General features: G+C 54.5%; 24 protein-coding genes. 16 read left to right on the top strand and 8 right to left on the bottom strand.

The window, feature by feature from the left end:
- Window positions 1–18: 18 nt before the first annotated feature.
- From B0G52_RS29675 to map, 4 genes are all read left to right on the top strand, one after another.
- Window positions 19–1,728: a long-chain-fatty-acid--CoA ligase gene (locus B0G52_RS29675; protein WP_094050047.1), complete on the top strand. Its 1,710-nt coding sequence runs from the start codon at window positions 19–21 to the stop codon at window positions 1,726–1,728.
- A 130-nt stretch (window positions 1,729–1,858) separates the two neighbouring features.
- Complete coding sequence (locus B0G52_RS29670) at window positions 1,859–2,641, top strand: FHA domain-containing protein (protein ID WP_094050046.1); 783 nt, start codon at window positions 1,859–1,861, stop codon at window positions 2,639–2,641.
- A gap of 329 nt (window positions 2,642–2,970) precedes the next feature.
- Complete coding sequence (locus tag B0G52_RS29665; protein ID WP_094050045.1) at window positions 2,971–3,159, top strand: hypothetical protein; 189 nt, start codon at window positions 2,971–2,973, stop codon at window positions 3,157–3,159.
- A 128-nt stretch (window positions 3,160–3,287) separates the two neighbouring features.
- On the top strand, window positions 3,288–4,052 hold the full coding sequence (gene map, locus B0G52_RS29660; RefSeq protein ID WP_198960754.1) for a type I methionyl aminopeptidase: 765 nt from the start codon (window positions 3,288–3,290) through the stop codon (window positions 4,050–4,052).
- Window positions 4,053–4,135: 83 nt separating this feature from the next.
- On the opposite strand, the gene B0G52_RS29655 is transcribed toward map, so the two are convergent.
- Window positions 4,136–4,855 carry a YhcN/YlaJ family sporulation lipoprotein gene (locus B0G52_RS29655; protein ID WP_094050044.1) on the bottom strand — a complete coding sequence of 240 codons (720 nt, stop codon included), beginning with the start codon at window positions 4,853–4,855 and terminating at the stop codon, window positions 4,136–4,138.
- Window positions 4,856–5,317: 462 nt separating this feature from the next.
- On the opposite strand from B0G52_RS29655, the gene coxB reads away from it, so the two are divergent.
- The 6 genes from coxB to B0G52_RS29625 all read left to right on the top strand — a co-directional run bounded on the left by coxB (window position 5,318) and on the right by B0G52_RS29625 (window position 10,757).
- The gene (gene coxB / locus B0G52_RS29650) at window positions 5,318–6,349 is read left to right on the top strand and encodes a cytochrome c oxidase subunit II (RefSeq protein ID WP_094050043.1); all 1,032 of its coding nucleotides are present in this window, start codon (window positions 5,318–5,320) and stop codon (window positions 6,347–6,349) included.
- 80 nt (window positions 6,350–6,429) lie between these two features.
- Window positions 6,430–8,235, top strand: a complete 1,806-nt coding sequence (ctaD, locus tag B0G52_RS29645) for a cytochrome c oxidase subunit I (RefSeq protein WP_094050104.1) — start codon at window positions 6,430–6,432, stop codon at window positions 8,233–8,235.
- Entirely contained in the window at window positions 8,232–8,852 is a 621-nt protein-coding gene (locus B0G52_RS29640; protein WP_094050042.1) for a cytochrome (ubi)quinol oxidase subunit III, read from the top strand. The genes ctaD and B0G52_RS29640 overlap by 4 nt, the downstream gene beginning before the upstream one ends.
- A 1-nt stretch (window position 8,853) precedes the next feature.
- Window positions 8,854–9,177, top strand: a complete 324-nt coding sequence (locus tag B0G52_RS29635) for a cytochrome C oxidase subunit IV family protein (RefSeq protein WP_094050041.1) — start codon at window positions 8,854–8,856, stop codon at window positions 9,175–9,177.
- Between the two features lie 106 nt (window positions 9,178–9,283).
- Window positions 9,284–10,183 carry a cytochrome c oxidase assembly factor CtaG gene (gene ctaG / locus B0G52_RS29630; RefSeq protein ID WP_094050040.1) on the top strand — a complete coding sequence of 300 codons (900 nt, stop codon included), beginning with the start codon at window positions 9,284–9,286 and terminating at the stop codon, window positions 10,181–10,183.
- A 112-nt stretch (window positions 10,184–10,295) separates the two neighbouring features.
- Window positions 10,296–10,757, top strand: a complete 462-nt coding sequence (locus B0G52_RS29625) for a DUF420 domain-containing protein (protein WP_094050039.1) — start codon at window positions 10,296–10,298, stop codon at window positions 10,755–10,757.
- Between the two features lie 82 nt (window positions 10,758–10,839).
- Here the strand turns inward: B0G52_RS29625 and B0G52_RS29620 are convergent, their stop codons facing one another.
- The 7 genes from B0G52_RS29620 to B0G52_RS36770 all read right to left on the bottom strand — a co-directional run bounded on the left by B0G52_RS29620 (window position 10,840) and on the right by B0G52_RS36770 (window position 13,735).
- Window positions 10,840–11,211, bottom strand: coding sequence for a LytTR family transcriptional regulator DNA-binding domain-containing protein (locus tag B0G52_RS29620; RefSeq protein ID WP_094050038.1), 372 nt, complete (start codon window positions 11,209–11,211; stop codon window positions 10,840–10,842).
- Between the two features lie 9 nt (window positions 11,212–11,220).
- Window positions 11,221–11,349, bottom strand: a complete 129-nt coding sequence (locus B0G52_RS35415; RefSeq protein WP_143762671.1) for a cyclic lactone autoinducer peptide — start codon at window positions 11,347–11,349, stop codon at window positions 11,221–11,223.
- A complete protein-coding gene (locus B0G52_RS29615; RefSeq protein WP_094050037.1) occupies window positions 11,336–11,878 on the bottom strand; it encodes an accessory gene regulator B family protein in 543 nt (180 codons plus the stop codon). The genes B0G52_RS35415 and B0G52_RS29615 overlap by 14 nt, the downstream gene beginning before the upstream one ends.
- Window positions 11,875–12,492 (bottom strand): hypothetical protein, encoded by a 618-nt coding sequence (locus B0G52_RS29610; RefSeq protein WP_143762670.1) that lies wholly within the window; start codon window positions 12,490–12,492, stop codon window positions 11,875–11,877. Before B0G52_RS29610 ends, B0G52_RS29615 begins: the two co-directional genes overlap by 4 nt.
- Window positions 12,493–12,951: 459 nt before the next feature.
- The gene (locus B0G52_RS36780; protein ID WP_369827163.1) at window positions 12,952–13,032 is read right to left on the bottom strand and encodes a putative holin-like toxin; all 81 of its coding nucleotides are present in this window, start codon (window positions 13,030–13,032) and stop codon (window positions 12,952–12,954) included.
- A gap of 269 nt (window positions 13,033–13,301) precedes the next feature.
- The gene (locus tag B0G52_RS36775; protein ID WP_369827163.1) at window positions 13,302–13,382 is read right to left on the bottom strand and encodes a putative holin-like toxin; all 81 of its coding nucleotides are present in this window, start codon (window positions 13,380–13,382) and stop codon (window positions 13,302–13,304) included.
- A gap of 269 nt (window positions 13,383–13,651) precedes the next feature.
- A complete protein-coding gene (locus B0G52_RS36770; protein WP_369827162.1) occupies window positions 13,652–13,735 on the bottom strand; it encodes a putative holin-like toxin in 84 nt (27 codons plus the stop codon).
- Window positions 13,736–13,972: 237 nt separating this feature from the next.
- Between B0G52_RS36770 and B0G52_RS29605 the strand changes: the two genes are divergently transcribed.
- From B0G52_RS29605 to B0G52_RS29585, 6 genes are all read left to right on the top strand, one after another.
- Window positions 13,973–14,809, top strand: a complete 837-nt coding sequence (locus tag B0G52_RS29605; RefSeq protein ID WP_094050035.1) for an electron transfer flavoprotein subunit beta/FixA family protein — start codon at window positions 13,973–13,975, stop codon at window positions 14,807–14,809.
- Window positions 14,806–15,840, top strand: coding sequence for an electron transfer flavoprotein subunit alpha/FixB family protein (locus B0G52_RS29600; protein WP_094050034.1), 1,035 nt, complete (start codon window positions 14,806–14,808; stop codon window positions 15,838–15,840). The genes B0G52_RS29605 and B0G52_RS29600 overlap by 4 nt, the downstream gene beginning before the upstream one ends.
- A complete protein-coding gene (locus B0G52_RS29595; RefSeq protein ID WP_094050033.1) occupies window positions 15,824–17,119 on the top strand; it encodes an FAD-dependent oxidoreductase in 1,296 nt (431 codons plus the stop codon). The genes B0G52_RS29600 and B0G52_RS29595 overlap by 17 nt, the downstream gene beginning before the upstream one ends.
- Window positions 17,119–17,430 carry a ferredoxin family protein gene (locus tag B0G52_RS29590; protein ID WP_094050032.1) on the top strand — a complete coding sequence of 104 codons (312 nt, stop codon included), beginning with the start codon at window positions 17,119–17,121 and terminating at the stop codon, window positions 17,428–17,430. Before B0G52_RS29595 ends, B0G52_RS29590 begins: the two co-directional genes overlap by 1 nt.
- A 17-nt stretch (window positions 17,431–17,447) precedes the next feature.
- Window positions 17,448–17,600: a hypothetical protein gene (locus tag B0G52_RS36000; protein ID WP_198960753.1), complete on the top strand. Its 153-nt coding sequence runs from the start codon at window positions 17,448–17,450 to the stop codon at window positions 17,598–17,600.
- Between the two features lie 178 nt (window positions 17,601–17,778).
- Window positions 17,779–19,095, top strand: coding sequence for an outer membrane protein assembly factor BamB family protein (locus tag B0G52_RS29585; protein WP_158223938.1), 1,317 nt, complete (start codon window positions 17,779–17,781; stop codon window positions 19,093–19,095).
- Window positions 19,096–19,104 lie beyond the last annotated feature (9 nt).

Here is a 19,104-nt window from a genome sequence, read left to right as displayed (position 1 = left end):
AACGAGGAGGAGCGCAGCATGAGCGAAGAATCCGATGTTCGTTCGGCCGCAAGGCCCTGGCATCAGAAATATCCGCTTCAGGTAAAGCCCTCTTACGAGTACCCGAAGCGCAATATCGCCAAGCTTCTGATCGACGCCGCGGGGGCTTATCCCGACAACGAGGCGCTCGATTTTCTCGGGAGGAGATATACGTATAAGGAACTGCTGCGGCAAAGCCGCAAAATGGCGAACGCTCTGAAGGCGCTCCCCCTGGCCAAAGGGGACCGCGTCGCCATCATGCTGCCGAACTGTCCGCAGGCCGTCATCGCTTATTACGGCGCATTGATGGCGGGGGCGATTATCGTTCAGACGAATCCGACCTATACGGAGAGGGAGCTTCATCACCAGTTGGCCGACAGCGGCGCGACCGTGCTTGTCGTCCTCGACCTGCTCATGCCCCGCGTCGCCAAAGCCCGGGAGAACACCGACTTGCGTCATGTCATTGTCACTTCCCTGTCGGACGGACTGCCTTTTCCCAAAAACCTGCTCTATCCGATTAAACGGCGCAAGGAGTACCCGAATCTGAAGGTCGACTACAAGGGAGAAGGGGTGAAGCGCTGGTCGGCGTTCGTCGGTCAGGGCAAAGCTCTGGAGATCTGCGAGGAGGTGAATGCCGACGAGGATTTGGCGATGCTCCAATACACCGGGGGGACGACGGGCAGGCCGAAGGGCGTCATGCTGACGCACGCCAATCTGCTGGCGAATACGCAGCAGGTGAACGCGTGGTGTTACCGGCTCGAAGTCGGCAAGGAGAGGTATCTGGCCGCGCTTCCGATGTTTCACGTATTCGGTCTGACCGTGCTGCTCAACCAGGCCGTCGGCCAGGCGGGAACGCTGCTGCTCATTCCCCGGTTCGAGCCGAAGATGGTGCTGGAGACGATCCGTCGCCGCAAGCCGACGGTATTTCCCGGAGCGCCGACGATGTACATTGCGCTGCTCAACCATCCGATGACGAAGGAAGGAGAATTCGCGTCAGTCCGGCTCTGCGTCAGCGGAGCGGCTCCGTTGCCGCGTGAAGTGCAGGAGAAATTCGAACGGTCGACGGTAGGCAAGCTGATCGAAGGCTACGGCTTGACGGAAGCTTCGCCGGTAACGCACTGCAATCCGGTCTGGGGTTTCCGCAAAAACGGTACGATCGGCCTTCCTCTTCCCGACACGGACGCACGGATCGTCGGAGAGAACGACCTGGAGCCGCTGGAGCCCGGGGAGATCGGAGAGGTGGTCGTTCGAGGCCCGCAGGTGATGAAAGGGTATTGGAACCGGCCGGACGAGACGGCGGAAGTGCTGAAGGACGGATGGCTGCGCACGGGGGATATCGGAACGATGGATGAGGAAGGCTATTTTACGATCATCGATCGGAAAAAGGACATCATTCTGGCGGGAGGGTACAACGTCTATCCGAGGGAGGTCGAAGAGGTGCTGTTCGAGCATCCGGCCGTCAAGGAGGCTTCGGTGCTCGGAGTGCCGGACGCTTATCGCGGAGAGACGGTCAAAGCGTTCGTCGTCGTGAAGGACGGCTGGCAGGTGTCGGAGATGCAGCTTGACCGGTGGTGCAGAGAACGGCTCGCGGCCTACAAGATACCCAGAAGCTACGAGTTCAGGGACAGCCTGCCGCTGTCGCTGATCGGCAAAGTCATCCGGCGCAAGCTCCGGGAGGAGGGGGAGGAAAAGAATTTAAATTTGACCTAAAAATTGGTTGCCCGCAATTGAAGGCTCGTTCTTTTTTCGATATAATATTTGCATATGCGTCCTGTATCATTTTCCTTTCTGATCATTGAGGAAAGCGTTTACAATATGAGGGCGGCCGGAGGTGAGCAGGTTGGCGGAACAAAACAGATCGCAAAGAGAGAGGGGGCCTTTGAAGTTCCGCGAAGGACGACGGTCCTGTGAGCCTTTCCTTGCCGCAATCGCGGGAGCGGGGGCGCTCTTGCTGCCCGGCAGGGCGTTCGCGTCCGAGATGCGGGCCGTCAACGCGGCCGCGCAGATAGGCACTCTGCCGCTGCTCGCGGCGCTCGGAATCGGAATTGCCGTCGCGGTGTTCGCGGTCGTTGCCTTTTTGCAACTGACGGTGAAGGGCAGGGAAACGATCGAAGCGGCCGAGGCCGCCATGAAGGAGTCCGAGCTGGCGGACGATCAAAGACTGCCGGACTGGAACGACGAGGAAGCGACCGCGAACGAAGAAGACGCCGAGGAGCACGCGCTGACCGATTACACGATTCCGATGACCCAACTGCTTACGCTTTCCGGCGCGGCGGAAGCCGCCGCAATCGGGGAGCCGATGCTGTGCGGCGTGGAAGGAGAGCATGAGGGAAGCTGCTACCGCGTCCTGAACCGCAGGCTGACGTTCGGAAGGGATCCGGCTCGCTGCGGGATCTTGTTCCCTTACGAGGCGACGGACATCAGCAGGGTTCACTGCACGCTCAGATACGTGGAGGACTCGCGCGTGTTCGTTCTCGAAGACAACGGCTCTTCTAACGGCACGTTCCTGCAAGGCGGAGAGCGACTGAAGCCGGGGCATAAATACGAGCTGCGTTCGGGAGATCGCTTCTCCTTGTCGGGCGAACGGCACTGGTTCGAAGTGAGGGACGCAGAGCGGAATTAGCCGCGGGCGGAATTCCCGTATCTTGGGCAACTGTCAAGGGCTGTGCGTTTTGTGCTTTATCCCCCAACTGATAAATGGTATAATCAGAAAATGCAGGAACGTTTTCTTATACGGCAACTAGCGGTGGAACATCGAGTTTGAAGGAAGAACCCTTGCAAGAGATTCAGGGAAGCACCTAATCTCCATTCTTCTCCGAATCGTCTCGAACGTAAGCCCAAGTCGCCGTATGTGGCGACTGCCGTTTATGCTTTGGGTTCTCCGGGTGGCGTAATACCGCCTCCGTTCCGGGTAATGCGGGAACGGAATCCATTCCACTGGGAGGGAATTGCATGGCCAAACGCAGCCACAACGAGGTTCAAGAAAGTTTGCGAGAACTTACTAGAATTTTCCGGCCCAAGGATCCACGCAAGTTTGTTAAAGATTACATCCGCAAATACCGGATCACCGGTGGATACGAAGACGAATTGACGGTGCTCGTGGAACGCGAGTTGACTAAATTGAACACTCCCGCCTCGTAGGCGCGAGCGGACAATCGGCCTGGAGGGCGCAAGACGCGTCTCTCCGGGCCGTTTTTTGCATCGGCGGAATCCCGCGTCGCTTCGCTCTTGAATATAAATAAGGAAACGCGATCAGGGGAGGCGGAGGGGTGAGCGGGAACGGAAAAAGGCCGAAGGGAATCGCGATTCGCAGCCGCGAGGAACTGGCCGGCATCGCCAAGGCCGGTCGTCTGGCGGGCAGGCTTAGGCGCAGATTGGGCAATCTTGCGAAGCCGGGCATATCGACGCTGGATCTGAACAGGTTCGCCGAGAGGTACATGCGGGAGCACGGCGCGCTCCCGGCGCAGAAGGGGTATCACGGCTATCCGTATGCGATCTGCACGGCGGTCAACGATTGCGTCTGTCACGGGATGCCGGACGGAAGAAGGCTGAGGGAAGGGGATCTGGTCACGCTCGATTTCGTCGTCGAGCTGGACGGCTGGATGGCGGATACGGCATGGACGTATTCGGTCGGCTCGGTGTCGGAAGCGGCCGATCGGTTGAGGCGAGCCGCCTACCGGGCAACGATGAACGGAATCGCCGCCGCCGCTCCCGGCAAGCGAATAGGCGACATCGCCGCGGCGGTGCGGGATGCGGCGGGAGCATACGGCGTCGTATCGCAGTTCGGGGGGCACGGCATCGGCAGGGCGATGCACGAGCCTCCGGAAGTGCCGCATGTCGGCGAAGCCGGCACGGGGACGCCTCTGAAAGCAGGCATGGTCATCACGATCGAACCGATGCTGACGGAGAAGGAGTCCGAAGTCTATATCGCGGAGGACGGCTGGTCGGTTATGACGATGGACGGCGGATGGGCAGCCCAGTTCGAGCACACGGTGGCAATCGCGCCCGAAGGGCCGCTCATTCTGACGCTGTAATAACCTCGCCCCCCCGGGACGCCGTCTTAGAAAGGCGGCGATTCTCGGGGACGAGGCTGCGGGATGAAGAACCTTGCCGAGCGTTAAGGATTCGGCTTCATTTTTAAATAGAGAGGAAGCGGAATTTCGTCGCCGGTCCCGAACGTATACTGGACAAGCGTATTGAAGTCCTTCGTCAGCGGAGCTAGCGGCTTTTTCAGCCAAGCCTGTTTGGCGAATTCGAGCGACTGGTTGACGAATTCGCGGTTCGCGGAGATGTGCACTTCCTGGGCCCGCGGGAACTGCTCGCGGACGGTCGTTCCGATCACTTGGCGCAGCTCGGTGGACAGATCGCTCGTATCCTTGTGCGTGAAGTACGAATTGTAAGGCGTGGCGACCTGGCGATTGTCCCATTTCGGACTGCCGTTGCTGACGTTATAGACGCCTTCGGTCGTTCCCGTGTTGTCCTGCTCGTGGGAGCGCGGGCCTCCGGTCGCTTCGGTTCCGGTCGCCGACCAATCGGTCATGATGGCCACGTACGCGTTTTTATCCGTCAGGAACACGAGAGCGGTGTTGATGCCGGGCAGAGAAGCCACTTTGTTCGAAAGCGCGGAACTGAATTCGAAATAGCGGTTTTCATGCTGCTTCGGGTTCGCGGTTCGCGCTCCGAAGGAGCGGGCTTGAGACATCTTCGGATCGTCCGCGGTTCGGCTCGCGTAATCCTGCGTGCTCTTCTGGAAATAGGATTTGTAATTGCAGGCGGGGAGCAGCGCGACCAGCATAGCGATCCCGGCGAGCAAGCATAAACGTTTTGCGAATGTCATTGACAACCCTCCTTGACAAATCGTTATCGAATAGGCTTCGATCGAAGCGGGCAAAGTATGCGCGCGGAACCGCACATAAAAATCGGGGGAAATGGCAAAAAGAAGGGAGAGGACGAAATACGGCCGTGTCCTTGGCCCAGGCGATCCGATGCCAAGAGCGAATGCGGTTCCGAAGATCGCACGAAAGTACGAAATCCTTAGAACGACGGCCTTTTTGACAGTTTTGAGAACAATTTGTGAACTGTTCTGTGAACATTGACAAGAAGGCGGAACAATCTTTATATTTATTAGAGTGCTTGTAGGTAGGAGTTTGGAAAATCGCCGAATTGCGGACTTTTTCGGAGTTTTTTCGGACTCGAGGCTTGAAATGCGTTTGTTGCTTGGTCCAACAGCGTGTACATAGGGGGAGCGTCTGCCGGACAGGCAAACGGTTTTCTATGAAAATGTCAAAATGGGGTTGATATGATGAAACGGTGGCCTGTAATGAAGCGGTTGCTGCCGCTGCTGACGGGGCTCGTGCTGTTGCTGACGGCATGTGGAAGAGAAGACCTCTCAACTCTGAATCCGCAAGGACCTGTAGCTGAGAAACAATTCGAATTGATGAAACTGTCCATTGGCATCATGGCATTGGTCGTTGTCGTCGTGTTCGCTATTTGTATTTACGTTCTGATCCGGTTTCGCCGCAAGCAAGGCGATAAAGCGATTCCAGAACAAGTGGAAGGAAACCACAAGCTGGAAGTTATCTGGACGGTTATTCCGATCGTCCTGCTTCTGATCTTGGGCGTTCCGACCATTCAGCACGTTTTCGGCTTGGCCAAAGATTACAGCAAAGACAAGGACGCCGTTCAGGTCAAGGTTACGGCTCACCAGTACTGGTGGGAGTTCGAGTACACCGACTACGGCATTACGACCGCCCAGGACTTGATCGTTCCGACGGGCAAGAAGATTTCGTTCGAGCTGGCCGCGGCCGACGTTAAGCACTCGTTCTGGATTCCTTCGATCGGCGGTAAAATGGACACCAACCCCGGCTCCACGAACAGAATGTTCCTGGAATTTCCTAAGGAAGGCGTGTTCCGCGGCAAGTGCGCGGAGCTGTGCGGACCTTCCCACGCTCTGATGGACTTCAAGGCGAAAGCAGTCAGCCAGGAATCCTTCGACCGCTGGGTGGCGGCAATGAAGGCTCCTGCGGTTATGCCTGCCGACGCGGAACTCGCGGAGAAATTCACTTCGCAATGCCTCAGCTGCCACGCTGTAGGAGAGAACGGCGGCAACAGCGCTCCGAACCTGACCGGCATCGGCGGTCGCGAGACGGTTGGCGGCTTCCTGTTCAACGATGAAGGCGGCGGTGTCGAGCAGCATCTGAAAGACTGGATCACGGACCCTCAAGGCATCAAGAAAGGCGCGATGATGCCGGGAGCGGAAGACACCGGTCTGACCGAAGAAGAGATTGCCGGTATTGCCAAGTATTTGGCTGAATATAAGCTTGACTATTAATCAGCGGGAACTGAAGGAGGTACGTGGCCTTGGCAGCAGCACATGCACATGGACACAAGGTCAAGCGCTATAGCGGCTTGATGGATTGGCTAACGACCGTTGACCACAAGAAGATCGGCATCCTGTACTTTATCGCGGGATTCTTCTTCTTCCTGATCGGCGGATTGGAGGCGATCATCATTCGGATTCAGCTGCTTAAGCCGATGAATGATGTCGTCGCCGGAGATACTTTTAACGAATTGATTACGATGCACGGAACAACGATGATCTTCCTTGCGGCAATGCCGCTGTTGTTCGCGCTGATGAACGCGGTTATCCCGCTGCAGATCGGTGCGCGCGACGTTGCGTTCCCGTTCTTGAACTCGCTTGGCTTCTGGACGTTCTTCTTCGGAGGAGTGCTGCTTAACCTGAGCTGGTTCGCAGGAGCGGTTCCCGATGCGGGGTGGACGTCCTACGTTCCGCTCGCCGGTTCGATCTACAGCTCAGGACACGGAGTCGATTACTACGTTCTAGGTTTGCAGATCGCCGGGATCGGTACACTGCTCGGCGGTATCAACTTCATGGCAACGATCATCAACATGCGGGCTCCGGGCCTGACGTTCATGAGACTGCCGATGTTCACTTGGGCGATCTTCATCACGTCCGCGCTGATCGTATTCGCTTTCCCTGCCTTGACGGTAGGTCTGGTCGCGCTCATGTTCGACCGGTTGTTCAACGCGAATTTCTTCGATGTCGCCAATGGCGGTAACGGCGTACTCTGGGAGCATATTTTCTGGGTGTTCGGTCACCCGGAGGTTTACATCCTTATTCTTCCGGCGTTCGGAATCATTTCCGAAGTCGTCAGCACGTTCTCCCGCAAGCGTCTGTTCGGTTACAGCTCCATGGTGTTCGCGACCGTCTTGATCGCGTTCCTCGGATTCATGGTGTGGGCTCACCACATGTTCACTACGGGCCTTGGTCCGGTAGCTAACGGTCTGTTCTCGATCGCGACGATGTTGATCGCAGTTCCGACCGGGGTTAAAATTTTCAACTGGCTGTTCACGCTCTGGGGCGGTTCGATTCGGTTCACAACGGCGAACCTGTTCGCGATCGGATTTATTCCGACCTTCGTTATGGGCGGCGTAACGGGTGTCATGCTCGCTTCCGCGCCGGCTGATTACCAGTACCATGATACGTACTTCGTCGTCGCTCACTTCCACTACGTTATCGTCGGCGGTCTGATCCTCGGTATTTTCGCGGGTCTGCACTACTGGTGGCCGAAAATGTTCGGACGCATTCTGAACGAGACGCTCGGCAAGATTACGTTCTGGACGTTCTTCATCGGCTTCCACTTGACGTTCTTCGTTCAGCACTTCCTTGGCTTGCTGGGCATGCCTCGCCGCGTATACACGTACCTGGGCGGGCAAGGCTACGACGATATGAACTTCATCAGTACGATCGGCGCGATCTTGATGGGAATCGGAACGATCGTGTTCCTGATCAACATCTTCGTTACTTGGGCGAAGCCGCGCAATGCTTCTAACGATCCGTGGGAAGACGGACGTTCGCTCGAGTGGACGATTCCTTCGCCTCCGCCGGAATATAACTTTAAGCAAACTCCGCTCGTTCGCGGATACGATGCATGGTGGAAGGAAAAGATGGAAGGGAAGACTGCAATGACGCCAGCCGAACCGGTCGGATCGATTCATATGCCGTCTCCGTCGATCTTGCCGTTCATTATGAGTGTCGGATTGTTTATCGCGGGATTCGGATTTATGTATGACCAACTGATTGTTGCAGGCGTTGGCTTGGCGATTACGCTCGGCTGCATGGTTGTCCGTTCCTTGGTCGACGATCACGGCTTCCACATCGAACCGGAAGAGCAAGATAAGGGGGTGCAAGCATGAGTGCACATGACCACGCAGAAGGGCACTTGCCTCATGAGCCGGAGAAGGCGACTCTGGACGCCCGCAATAAAATCTTGGGCTTCTGGCTGTTCCTCGGAGCGGAAGTCGTCTTGTTCGGTACGCTGTTCGCGGCGTTCCTGGCTTTGCGTCACAGCGTCGGCGACGGCCCTACGGCCGGGGAGCTGTTCCAGCTTCCGATGGTATTCGGGGCGACCATGATCCTGCTTACGTCCAGCTTGACGAGCGTATTCGCGGTTCAAGCGATGCATCACCACAACAAGAAGTCGATGGTCACTTGGCTGATCGTTACCATTCTTCTTGGTCTCGCCTTCCTTGGCCTTGAAATTTACGAGTTCGTCGAGTACGTGCATGAAGGCCACAAGTTTACGACGAGCGCATTCAGCTCCTCGTTCTACACGCTTGTCGGTTTCCACGGCGCTCACGTAGCGTTCGGGGTTGTCTGGATCGCGCTTGTCATCGGGCAAGTGTTCAAAAAAGGGCTTACGGTCGTTACCGCGCCCAAAGTGTACATCTCCGCCATGTATTGGCACTTTATCGACGTTGTCTGGGTCTTCATCTTCACCGTTGTTTATTTGATGGGAAAGGTGGCTGGTTAACTTGTCGAGCAATCACAACGAGACGGCATCCGGTGAGCTTCCCAAGCGCCATAAGGTAGAAGGGCCGCAGAAGCACATCGTCGGCTTTATTCTCTCCCTCGCTCTGACGATTATCGCGTTCGCTGCGGTAGCCGCGGGTGAAATCAACGAAACGTTCACGTACATCATTCTGGTGGCGATGGCGGTCGTTCAAGTCATCATTCAGATGGCTTACTGGATGCACATGAAGGATCGCGGACATTTGTTCCCGATTATCGGAATCATTTCAGGCGTCGTCGTCGTGTTCACGATGGTGATCATGGCTCTGTACTGGGTTTGGTGGTAATCCCCGGACGGAACCGAATTTCAGAGAGGCGGGCCGAAATCCGTCCTCTCTTTTTTCATGGATCTGACAGTTGCATTCACTCGTATTCGAAAGGAGGTCGGCGGCAATGATGGGATTGGAATATTTCTCGTTCGGTGATTTGTGGAGTCCGGCGTTTATGATCTTCATGATGGTGATTGTTGTCCTGTACACATTCGTGGTGGGGCCTTGGAGGCATCATTTCGCAGGCAGCGCGCCCGTATCGGCTTCTCGCCAGCTCACGTTCGCCTTGGCGATCGCGCTGCTGTATTTGACGCAAGGCGGACCGCTGAGCTTATTGGGGCACCTGATGTTTACCTTCCATATGACGAATATGGCGCTCGCTTACATGCTGGTTCCGCCTATGCTCATCTACGGCATACCGGATTGGCTGTGGCGCGCCGCGTTCGGAGGGGATTTCTGGAAGAAGAAAATATTCCGCGTTCTGATGAATCCGATCATCGGCCTGCTGGCCTTCGTCATGTTGTTCTCTCTGTATCACATGCCGAGCAACCACGATTGGATCATGACTCACTTCACGATTCACCGCATCTATTACGCTCTGCTGTTCCTAAGCGCGATGGCTATGTGGTGGCATGTGTATTGCCCGATTCCGGAATGGCGGCGTATGTCGCACATGCTGACCCTTGGTTACATTTTCATGAGCGGTCTGCTGCTTACTCCGGCTTGCGTCATGATCATCTTCGCCGGCAAGCCTCTATTCGGGGTCTACAATGATCCAGAAGTATGGGCTAATGCGATGGGTTACTGCGTGTCGGGAGATCCTGCTCAATTGTTAAGCCAGTTCGAAGGGCCGAAGTTCTTCAATATGATGAGCGCGACGGACGATCAGCAGCTCGGAGGCATCGTGATGAAGCTGCTGCAGGAAGGTATCAACGTTGCGGCGTTGTATACGGTGTTTATGCAATGGTATCGGCGGGATCGTTCCCGGGACAGCGACAGCGTGCTTGAGCCTGCAGCGGAATGAGTAGTTATTAACAATGTGTGACGATCCGGCCAAACGTTTGAACTGAGCCGTTCGGACAGGTACAATAAAGGGAGAAGCTTGGAAGATCCGACGATAGAACAGGTGGATGCGTATGTCGTGGTATGAGATTTTTCCGCTCGTCAGCACGAGCTTTATTTTAATCAGCGGGATCTTGGTCGCTATCGGCTGGCGGTTGATCGTCCTGAAGAAACGGGAAGCGCACGAGAAGGTGATGATCGCGGCGGCGGTCGCGGCGACTTTGTTTTTCATCATCTACGTGTCTCGCACGATCTTCATCGGCAATACGATGTTTAACGGACCCGACAACTTAAAGACGATCTACTTGATCTTTCTGTTGTTTCATATCGTGCTTGCGACCGTGGCCGCGGTATTCGGCATCACGACGTTGACGCTGGCGTTTCGCAAGAAGTTCGCCAAGCATCGCAAGATCGGGCGGACGACCTCGGTCATCTGGTTCGCTACCGTGATCACGGGCGTTACCGTCTACGTCCTGCTGTACCTGATGTATCCGGGCGGCCATACGAAGCCGGTCATTCAGGCGATATTTGGATAAACGGACAATCGAGAGGCTGCTTTTCGAGTCGTTCCCTTGGGGAGCGTTCGGAAGGCAGCCTCTTTCATGTTAAAGGATCGCTCTATTCAGAGCGATCCTTTAACATTTTTAAAGCCCTTTTGAAATTGCTCTCCGAGAAAATGACGTATTTGTTGGTCCCCTCGAAGTAGCCCTTGTACTGAAAAAACTCGGTTTTCTCGATGCGGCTTATACGTCGATAATCCGCGACCTGAGCGCGGTCGGTCTTCTCGAACTGATATCCTGAGTTGTTCAGGTTATCGACAAGCACGCTCAGATTGCTCCCTAGCGTAAAGTAAAACATTTCAGTTGCGGTGTGGACTTGAATCGTTGCTTCGTAGAAGTGGATGTATAGAATGGAGTCCATTGGCAACGACACGATGCCAGTTGCACCTTTAGGGTCTCTACTTACAGGGAGCTCCTTGATCCACTCCATAAGCTCCTCCTACTGCAGTTCTTCCGGCATTTCGGGGTCGTACATTCCGTATTGGCATGCAAAGGAAGCTTGTGCAAAGGCAACCACACCTAAAATAGTCGAGATAGCGAAAAAGGCCATCAATTTAATTTTTTTCATGCGCTTCACCTCCTTTGCTAAAGTGTATAAGCGTCAAAGTTTGCAGGAAAAATGCTATAGCGAGAACGGGCGATTCTACCAGAAGATTCACTGCTATTATCGCCCCTCCAGCCAGCTTGATAATGTGGTGCTGCTTTACGATGGATCGCTTTCCCTGTGGTGCGAATACGATACACAAAAGCAAGCTCACAAGAGTTATTGCAAAGGTAGCAAGCGAAGAATGCAAATAGTTAGCTAATATTGGAATTGTATTGAAACCTATTATTGTAGTAACGATACAGGCAGTAGGGGAAGCGAAATGACGTCCGCCGGTAATTAATCGCAAGAGAGAGAAACCTACGATTACGATAAGTACTTGTAGAGCCTGTCCAAGTATCAGGCCTATACCAAGTGATATAGAATTGATAATTGAATATGAAATGATCGTCTCAATTGCATATCTTTGCACAGGAAGACTGACAGGGTGCTGAGGGTTAGCAGAGTGAATTTTGACTGCAAGGTGATTTGCGAGTCTATAGCTCCAGTTCAAGCAGTTCCCTCCTTCTCCATCTTTCTACTTAGAATAAGGAGTGCAACCAGCGTTAATATTGCTGCAATCATTAAGGCCAAAATCGTATTTATATATACAAATCTTAATAGCAAGGCAATTAACAAGAGTTCTAGAAGGACGAGCCACAGATGCTTCCATCGCCAGGGAGGAAACTCATAAGTAAAACCGTAACCATGGTAGTAGTAGATGAAGGAGAAGGGAAGTACAATGGCTGCGGTTAGGAGTTGACCTAACACTAAGTAACCAAGATTTCCTTGAACCATTTCAATGCTAATCCCAAAAGCTCCAAGTATTAGGAATACGAGCATTTGTACTACGCCTACGACTGCATAACCAGTTGTCATCATCACTGATGCCCATAAAAATCTGATTTTACTGATATTATTAATAAAAAGAGTATAAGTAAGAAGATAGGTTAAAGGAACGATAATCGTAAATTCGTTGACGACCGTTATATCTCTTAACGAATAGGAAAATATAGCCAAAAGAACACTAAGAATTAGCTTTTTCCAAATAAACTCTTTGAAAGGGAATCGAAACAGCATGTAGCTAGCGGATATGGTACAGAACGCTTCTAGAGTATAGATCGTCACGTAGATAGGAGTCTCCAACCAACTACGCTCCTTTCAGCAGCTTGTGACTAAATTATACAGAAATTTCTTATTTATTGGAATATCTGAAAGCAATAATTCTTATTTACCAGAAGGTCGTAGAGATGTAGTGCGTTGGTAGGAATCCGGAATCCAATATATATCGAAAAGGAAGTGATGCATACAGATGGTTATTTGTGGTAAATTTTATCTGCGAAATAAGGAGGGACAGCCGATGAGGATATTTGTTGTTCTTCCGTTTTGTAGTCTGTTATTGCTCGGGTGCAGCAGCATTTGATTTCTGCAAATGTATTTCGCATTGCATAACATCGTATCTCGATATAGAATATAGATAAGAAAAGGAGCCGTGCTACCAACACGACTCCTTACAACAGCCGCTTTTAAGGGCGGTAGGCTTGGAAAATAGTCAGGAAATAGACCGATTCCTTGGTGAGGGGCGGTCTATTTTCGTTTAAAGGACAGTACCGATACGATCAGCGAACCGAACGTTATCATAAGTATAAGTCCCTCGAATACTGTCATGGGCATCACCTCCCTTCGGGGAGATTAGCCGACCGCCCTTGCAAGCCTATACTGTTGTAGGTGGATTATACCATAATTTGTATGGTTTGCATCCAGGGAAATGGATTAACAGACATTTTTTGATTGCGCGACAATATGTATACGGTATAGAATATAGATAAGAAAAGGAGCCGTGCTACCAACACGACTCCTTACAACAGCCGCTTTTAAGGGCGGTAGGCTTATAGGAAATGCGGCAGAAATAGACCGATTCCTTCGCGAGGGGCGGTCTATTTCCGTTTAAAGGACAGTACCGATACGATCAGCGAACCGAACGTTATCATAAGTATAAGTCCCTCGAATACTGTCATGGGCATCACCTCCCTTCCGGGAGATTAGCCGACCGCCCTTGCAAGCCTATACTGTTGTAGGTAGATTATACCATAATTTGTATGGTGTGCATCCAGGGAAATGGATTAACAGACATTTTTTGATTGCGCGACAATATGTATACGGTATAGAATATAGATAAGAAAAGGAGCCGTGCTACCAACACGACTCCTTACAACAGCCGCTTTTAAGGGCGGTAGGCTATCCGGTAAGCGATGGGAAATAAACCGCGACCTTTGGCGAGGGCGGTTTATTTCTTTTTAAGGAATGAAAGAATAAGTACGATTAGAGTCGCGAATGAAATCATTAGCGCCAATGCGTCCTTAACCTCCACGGCATCACCTCCCTTCCGGGAGATTAGCCGACCGCCCTTGCAAGCCTATACTGTTGTAAGTGGATTATACCATAATTTGTATGAAGAGCAGCCTCGGTTGCTCTTTTTTTTCGTCTCGTAAAGTATCGCGCGAAGCAGGACAAACCCAGGCATGATCTTTGCTCCAAGCTAATATAAATAAAGTGGAAAGGTTTGAACCGGGAACCGACCGGACAGAGCGGAAAGGGTGAGGGCCTCATGCTGCATATCGTCGCCTGTATCAAGCAGGTGCCGGACACGAAGATCATCAAGATGAATCCGAAGACGAACACGATGGATCGTTCCAGCGCGCCGGCGATCCTGAATCCGTACGACGCCCATGCGGTGGAGGAGGCGGTGAGGCTGCGCAATCGTTACGGGGGCGTCGTCTCGGTGCTGACGATGGGACCTCCTCCTGCCGTGAAGGCGATCCGCAAGTGCATCGAGATCGGCGCCGACGAAGGCTACATGATTACCGACAGGGCGTTCGCCGGAGCGGATACGCTGGCGACCAGCTATGCGCTGACGAAGGCGCTGGAGAAGATTGCGCAGACTCGGCCGATCGATCTGATCATCTGCGGCAAAATGACGATAGACGGAGACACTGGCCAAGTCGGCCCCGGCATCGCCCGCAGGCTCGATATGCCGCCGCTCACGTCCGTCAACAAGGTTGTCGAGATCGACTCGGAGAAAAGGCATGCGATCGTTCACCGGAAGCTGGAGGACGGCTACGAGGTCGTTCGTTCCACGCTGCCGTGTCTGCTCTCTGTGGAGAAAGAGATTAACGAAGTGCCGTACTCTTCGCTGCCGAACATGCTGCGGGCCGCACGGTACCAGCCGCATATCTGGTCGGTCGCCGATCTGCCGGACATCGACAAGACGCAGCTGGGGCTGAAGGGCTCTCCGACCATCGTCAGCTCCGTATGGGCGCCTCCTAAGCCTCAGGGAGGCACGATGCTGGAGGGGACGCAGAGCGATCAAGTCTCTCAATTGCTGGATATTCTAATGGCGCGTCAAGAGCTGTTCGCTGCCGCTTCAGGAGGTGAAGCTCCTTGAATTTCGAGGACTATCGGGGCGTATGGGTGTTTATCGAGGAGAAGGACGGAGCGATCGCTCCCGTCTCTCTGGAGCTGCTTGGAGCCGGAAGGCAGCTTGCGGACAAGAGGAAGACGGAGCTGGCTGGCGTGCTGATCGGGGAGAATATCAGCGCGTTGGCCGAGACGGCGTTCGAATACGGGGCGGACAAAGTGTACGTGTACGACGCTCCGATCTATCGTTTCTATCGGACTGAGACTTATATGAGGGCGATGCTGGCATGCGTGGAGAAGCATAAGCCGGAAATTCTGTTGTACGGGGCGACGTCGACGGGCAAGGACCTGGCCAGCGCCGTAGCGACCGATCTGCCGACGGGTTTGACCGCGGATACGACGCAGCTTGACGTCGAAGAGGATACGGGGCTGCTGCTCGCCAGTCGGCCGGCTTTCGGCGGCAACATTATGGCGACGATTCTGTGCAAGAAGTACCGTCCGCAGATGGCGACCGTCCGCCCTAAAGTCATGAAAGCGCTGCCTCGCAAAATCGGCGCCTCAGGAGTCGTCGTCGAGGAATGCATCCCGCTGAAGGAAGAGGATATTCGCACGAAGGTGCTGGAAATCGTCCGTTCGACGACGAGGCACATCCGCATCGACGAAGCCGACATTATCGTGGCGGGCGGCAAGGGGCTGGGCAGCCCCGCGGGTTTCAAGGTCGTGCAGCAGCTGGCGGAAGCGCTCGGCGCCGCCGTCGGAGCGAGCCGGGACGTCGTGGAAGCCGGCTGGATCGGACATCATCATCAGGTGGGCCAGACGGGAGTGACGGTGACGCCGAAAATTTATTTCGCCATCGGCATATCCGGCGCGATTCAGCATCTGGTCGGTATGCAGAACTCGGGTCTCATTATCGCCGTCAACAAGGACCCGGCGGCTCCCATATTTCAAGCTTGCCACTACGGCATCGTCGGGGACGCGCTCACGATCGTTCCGATGCTGACCGAGGCATTCAAATCCGCGTTGGGAAGAAAGGAAGAGGCCGATGCCGGAAAAGTTTGACGCGATCGTCGTAGGAGCGGGGCCTGCCGGAACCGCCTGCGCTTACGAGCTGGCTAAGGCGGGCGTGAACGTGATCCTGATCGAGAGGGGAGAGTACCCAGGCTCCAAGAACGTGATGGGAGGCGTGCTGTACCGCAAAATGATGGAGGAAGTCGTTCCCGGTTTCCACAAGGAGGCGCCGATCGAACGGCCGATCGTCGAGCAGAGGTTCATGATGATGGATAAGACGTCGGCGGTGACGTTCTCGTATAAGGGCATGGAGTGGGCAGAAGAGCCGTACAACAACTTCACGGTACTGCGCGCGAAGTTCGACCAGTGGTTCGCGGGCAAGGCAGTGGAACAGGGCGCGCTGCTGCTTAACGAGACGGTCGTGCTGGAGTGCATCGTGGAGGAGGGGCGGGTAGTCGGCGTGCGCACGGATCGTCCGGACGGGGAGCTGCGCGCCGACGTCGTCGTCCTGGCCGACGGCGTCAATTCCCTGCTCGCCAAGCAGCTCGGATTCCATAAGGAATTCCGACCGGACGAAGTGGCGCTGGCGACGATGGAGATTCTGAAGCTCGACAAGAAGATCATCGAGGAGCGTTTTAATCTGGAGGAAGGTCAGGGCTGCACGATCGAGCTGTTCGGCGACGCGACGAAGGGCATTCTCGGCACGGGCTTCCTGTACACGAATAAAGATACGCTCAGCATCGGCGTCGGCACGTTGCTCTCCGGCCTCATCAAGCATAAGATAAAGCCTTACGAGCTGATGGAATACGTGAAGACGCATCCGATGATTCGTCCTTACATTCAAGGCTCGGAAGCCCAGGAGTATCTGGCCCACCTGATCCCCGAGGGCGGGTATCGCTCGATGCCCAAAGTCGTCGGAGCGGGAGTTCTCGTCGTAGGCGACGCCGCCCAGCTTGTGAACGCGATTCACCGGGAGGGCTCCAACATGGCGATGACGTCCGGCAGGCTTGCGGCGGAGACGATCGTTGCGGCCAGGGAGCGCGAGGACTTCTCCGAAGCATCCCTGGACGACTATCGCAAGAAGCTCATGGGCAGCTTCGTCGGCCAGGATCTGAAGAAATACAAGGACGCTACCCACCACTTCGACAAGTTCCCGCAATACTTCGAGCAATACATCCCGATGGTGAACCGGGCGGCCAGTCAGATGCTGACCGTCGACGGTATGCCCAAGCGGGAGAAGCAGAAGAAAATATGGCGGGATATCGGCCCGGCCAAGGAGAAGATCAAAATGGCCCGCGACCTGTATCGGGCGTGGAAGGTGATGAAGTGATGAGCGAAGCGCAACCGGCTCCGCCGGCCAAGGGCTCGACTATTGAAGAGAAGCAATATTTGATCCGTTTTAACGCCGATACCCAGTCCCACCTGCATGTTATGGATGCGGAAGTGTGTCTGACGGATTGTCCGGATAAAATTTGCACCATATTTTGCCCTGCCGAAGTATACAAATGGGAAGAGGTACGTATGCACGTCGGCTACGAGGGCTGCCATGAATGCGGAAGCTGCCGCATCGGCTGTCCTCACCAGAACATCAAATGGGTGTATCCGAAGGGTGGACACGGCATCGTTTTTCGACTCGGGTGACAAAGGTGGGACGCGAGATGAAGGTTGGCGATCACGTGGTCTACGTGCAGGACGGCACGCAAGGAGTTATCATGGAAATCCACGACAATTTGTACCATATCATCTGGGAGGATCATTTCAGCAGCTGGGAGCTCGGCGAACGGTTGAGAAAATTGGAAGCGCAAACTTAAGTGGAAAGTCGGGAATAGCCAAGCGTGCAAGGGCCGCGTTCTCCTCGGGGAGGCGCGGTTGTTTGCGTTGCGGAGAATGGTGCGAAGCGGCCGGACAGGGTCGAAAATGAAACTTTATCCATAGGCTTACGTCTAAATGGTAGAATGAATGCCGCTAGCGGCGTGGGATACGGAGGGAATGAATTTGAAACGTATGAAGAGAATGACGGGAGCAGCGCTATCGCTGGCCTTGCTCTTATCGGCTTGGCCTGCGGTCGCCGACCAGGCGGGAGCCGCCGGTAAAACTTCCTACACGCGAGAATATGGAATCAGAGCCGAGGATCGGACAAACGTGCTGAAGCCCAAGTGGCAGATCCAGGTCGACGTTGCAGGAGGAGGCGCATCCGAGATCGCGACCGCGGACGGCAGAGTGTTTTATTCCTACAGAAACAAGATAATGTCCGTAGATGCGGCGACCGGAAAGACAAAATGGACGTATGACAGCCGCCGTTCCAGCCCGTTGGTGGCAAACGGCGGATTTCTCTACTTCGTGAACTCGCAAGGCTACTTGATCAAGCTAAACGGCAAGACGGGTAAGGCTAGGTGGAAAACGAAAATCGCCAACGCATCGGAAAATGTCTCTTATTCTCTGGTCCATGAAGGAGATACGATGTACGTGACCGACCCTGGCAGTCTGGCCGCATTCGACGCCGCCACGGGCAAGAGAAAGTGGAACACCAAATCTCAGGAAATTAACATGCCCCAATATCGGGTCACGTACGACGGGATCGTCGTCGTATCGGGAGTAGAGAGCGGGGCGATTACGACCCTCCCTTATTACGGATACGATGCGGCTTCGGGCAAGCGGCTTTGGAAACTGTACGGCATCCATACCGATGTGCTTCACGAGCAGGATGGCTATCTGTACGCGCGCAACGAATGGCCTGTGCTAGATAACGGATACGCAGCCGTCATCGACAAGGTAGACGTCAAGACGGGAAAGATCGCCGAGACACTCTCCTATATCCCGGAAGAAGATACGTTCGGAAACAATGCTGCCTCGGTCGTGATCGAAGGCAACTCAGTCTATGTCGAGCAGCAGCCTACGCTCGGGGAGAGCAAAGTGTCCGTATTTTCGCTGGATAGCGCTCCTGACCGTCAGACACCCAGAGTCTACGAGGGGCGCGGCAAATGGCTGGCGGGGCCTTATTCGGGCCGGCTCTACTTCGAGGTCAACCAGAAATTGATCGGGCTCAGAGACGGAGGAAACGGATTCCTTGCCTTCAACGGGCCGGCGGATTCGATCGCGCAGTTGGATCTGCTCGGTCGAGTCGCCGTCATCGGATTGACCAATGGTCAAGTCTATCTCGCCGACGCGTCTACCGGCAAGATCGCGGGAAAGCTGCTTACAGAAGCGCGCCAGTTCGGGGTCGCACAGATAGAGAGCGGGATGGCGATCATCCAGGCCGAGAGTCGGATTTACGCCGTAGCACTTCCCTCTTCTCTGGCCAAGTAGAGGAGATCG

The organism is Cohnella sp. SGD-V74, assembly GCF_003001675.1.
In the GTDB taxonomy this organism is placed as follows: domain Bacteria; phylum Bacillota; class Bacilli; order Paenibacillales; family Paenibacillaceae; genus Cohnella.
Note: the sequence above shows the minus strand (reverse complement) of the source record. Positions and strands in the feature narration are given on the sequence as shown.

Coding starts and splice junctions, on each gene's coding strand:
- B0G52_RS29675 (WP_094050047.1), top strand. CDS start 19: ATGAGCGAAGAATCCGATGTTCGTTCGGCCGCAAGGCCCTGGCATCAG.
- B0G52_RS29665 (WP_094050045.1), top strand. CDS start 2,971: ATGGCCAAACGCAGCCACAACGAGGTTCAAGAAAGTTTGCGAGAACTT.
- B0G52_RS29655 (WP_094050044.1), bottom strand. CDS start 4,855: ATGACATTCGCAAAACGTTTATGCTTGCTCGCCGGGATCGCTATGCTG.
- coxB (WP_094050043.1), top strand. CDS start 5,318: ATGATGAAACGGTGGCCTGTAATGAAGCGGTTGCTGCCGCTGCTGACG.
- ctaD (WP_094050104.1), top strand. CDS start 6,430: ATGGATTGGCTAACGACCGTTGACCACAAGAAGATCGGCATCCTGTAC.
- B0G52_RS29640 (WP_094050042.1), top strand. CDS start 8,232: ATGAGTGCACATGACCACGCAGAAGGGCACTTGCCTCATGAGCCGGAG.
- ctaG (WP_094050040.1), top strand. CDS start 9,284: ATGATGGGATTGGAATATTTCTCGTTCGGTGATTTGTGGAGTCCGGCG.
- B0G52_RS29625 (WP_094050039.1), top strand. CDS start 10,296: ATGTCGTGGTATGAGATTTTTCCGCTCGTCAGCACGAGCTTTATTTTA.
- B0G52_RS29620 (WP_094050038.1), bottom strand. CDS start 11,211: ATGGAGTGGATCAAGGAGCTCCCTGTAAGTAGAGACCCTAAAGGTGCA.
- B0G52_RS35415 (WP_143762671.1), bottom strand. CDS start 11,349: ATGAAAAAAATTAAATTGATGGCCTTTTTCGCTATCTCGACTATTTTA.
- B0G52_RS36780 (WP_369827163.1), bottom strand. CDS start 13,032: ATGACAGTATTCGAGGGACTTATACTTATGATAACGTTCGGTTCGCTG.
- B0G52_RS36775 (WP_369827163.1), bottom strand. CDS start 13,382: ATGACAGTATTCGAGGGACTTATACTTATGATAACGTTCGGTTCGCTG.
- B0G52_RS29605 (WP_094050035.1), top strand. CDS start 13,973: ATGCTGCATATCGTCGCCTGTATCAAGCAGGTGCCGGACACGAAGATC.
- B0G52_RS29595 (WP_094050033.1), top strand. CDS start 15,824: ATGCCGGAAAAGTTTGACGCGATCGTCGTAGGAGCGGGGCCTGCCGGA.
- B0G52_RS29590 (WP_094050032.1), top strand. CDS start 17,119: ATGAGCGAAGCGCAACCGGCTCCGCCGGCCAAGGGCTCGACTATTGAA.
- B0G52_RS36000 (WP_198960753.1), top strand. CDS start 17,448: ATGAAGGTTGGCGATCACGTGGTCTACGTGCAGGACGGCACGCAAGGA.
- B0G52_RS29585 (WP_158223938.1), top strand. CDS start 17,779: ATGAATTTGAAACGTATGAAGAGAATGACGGGAGCAGCGCTATCGCTG.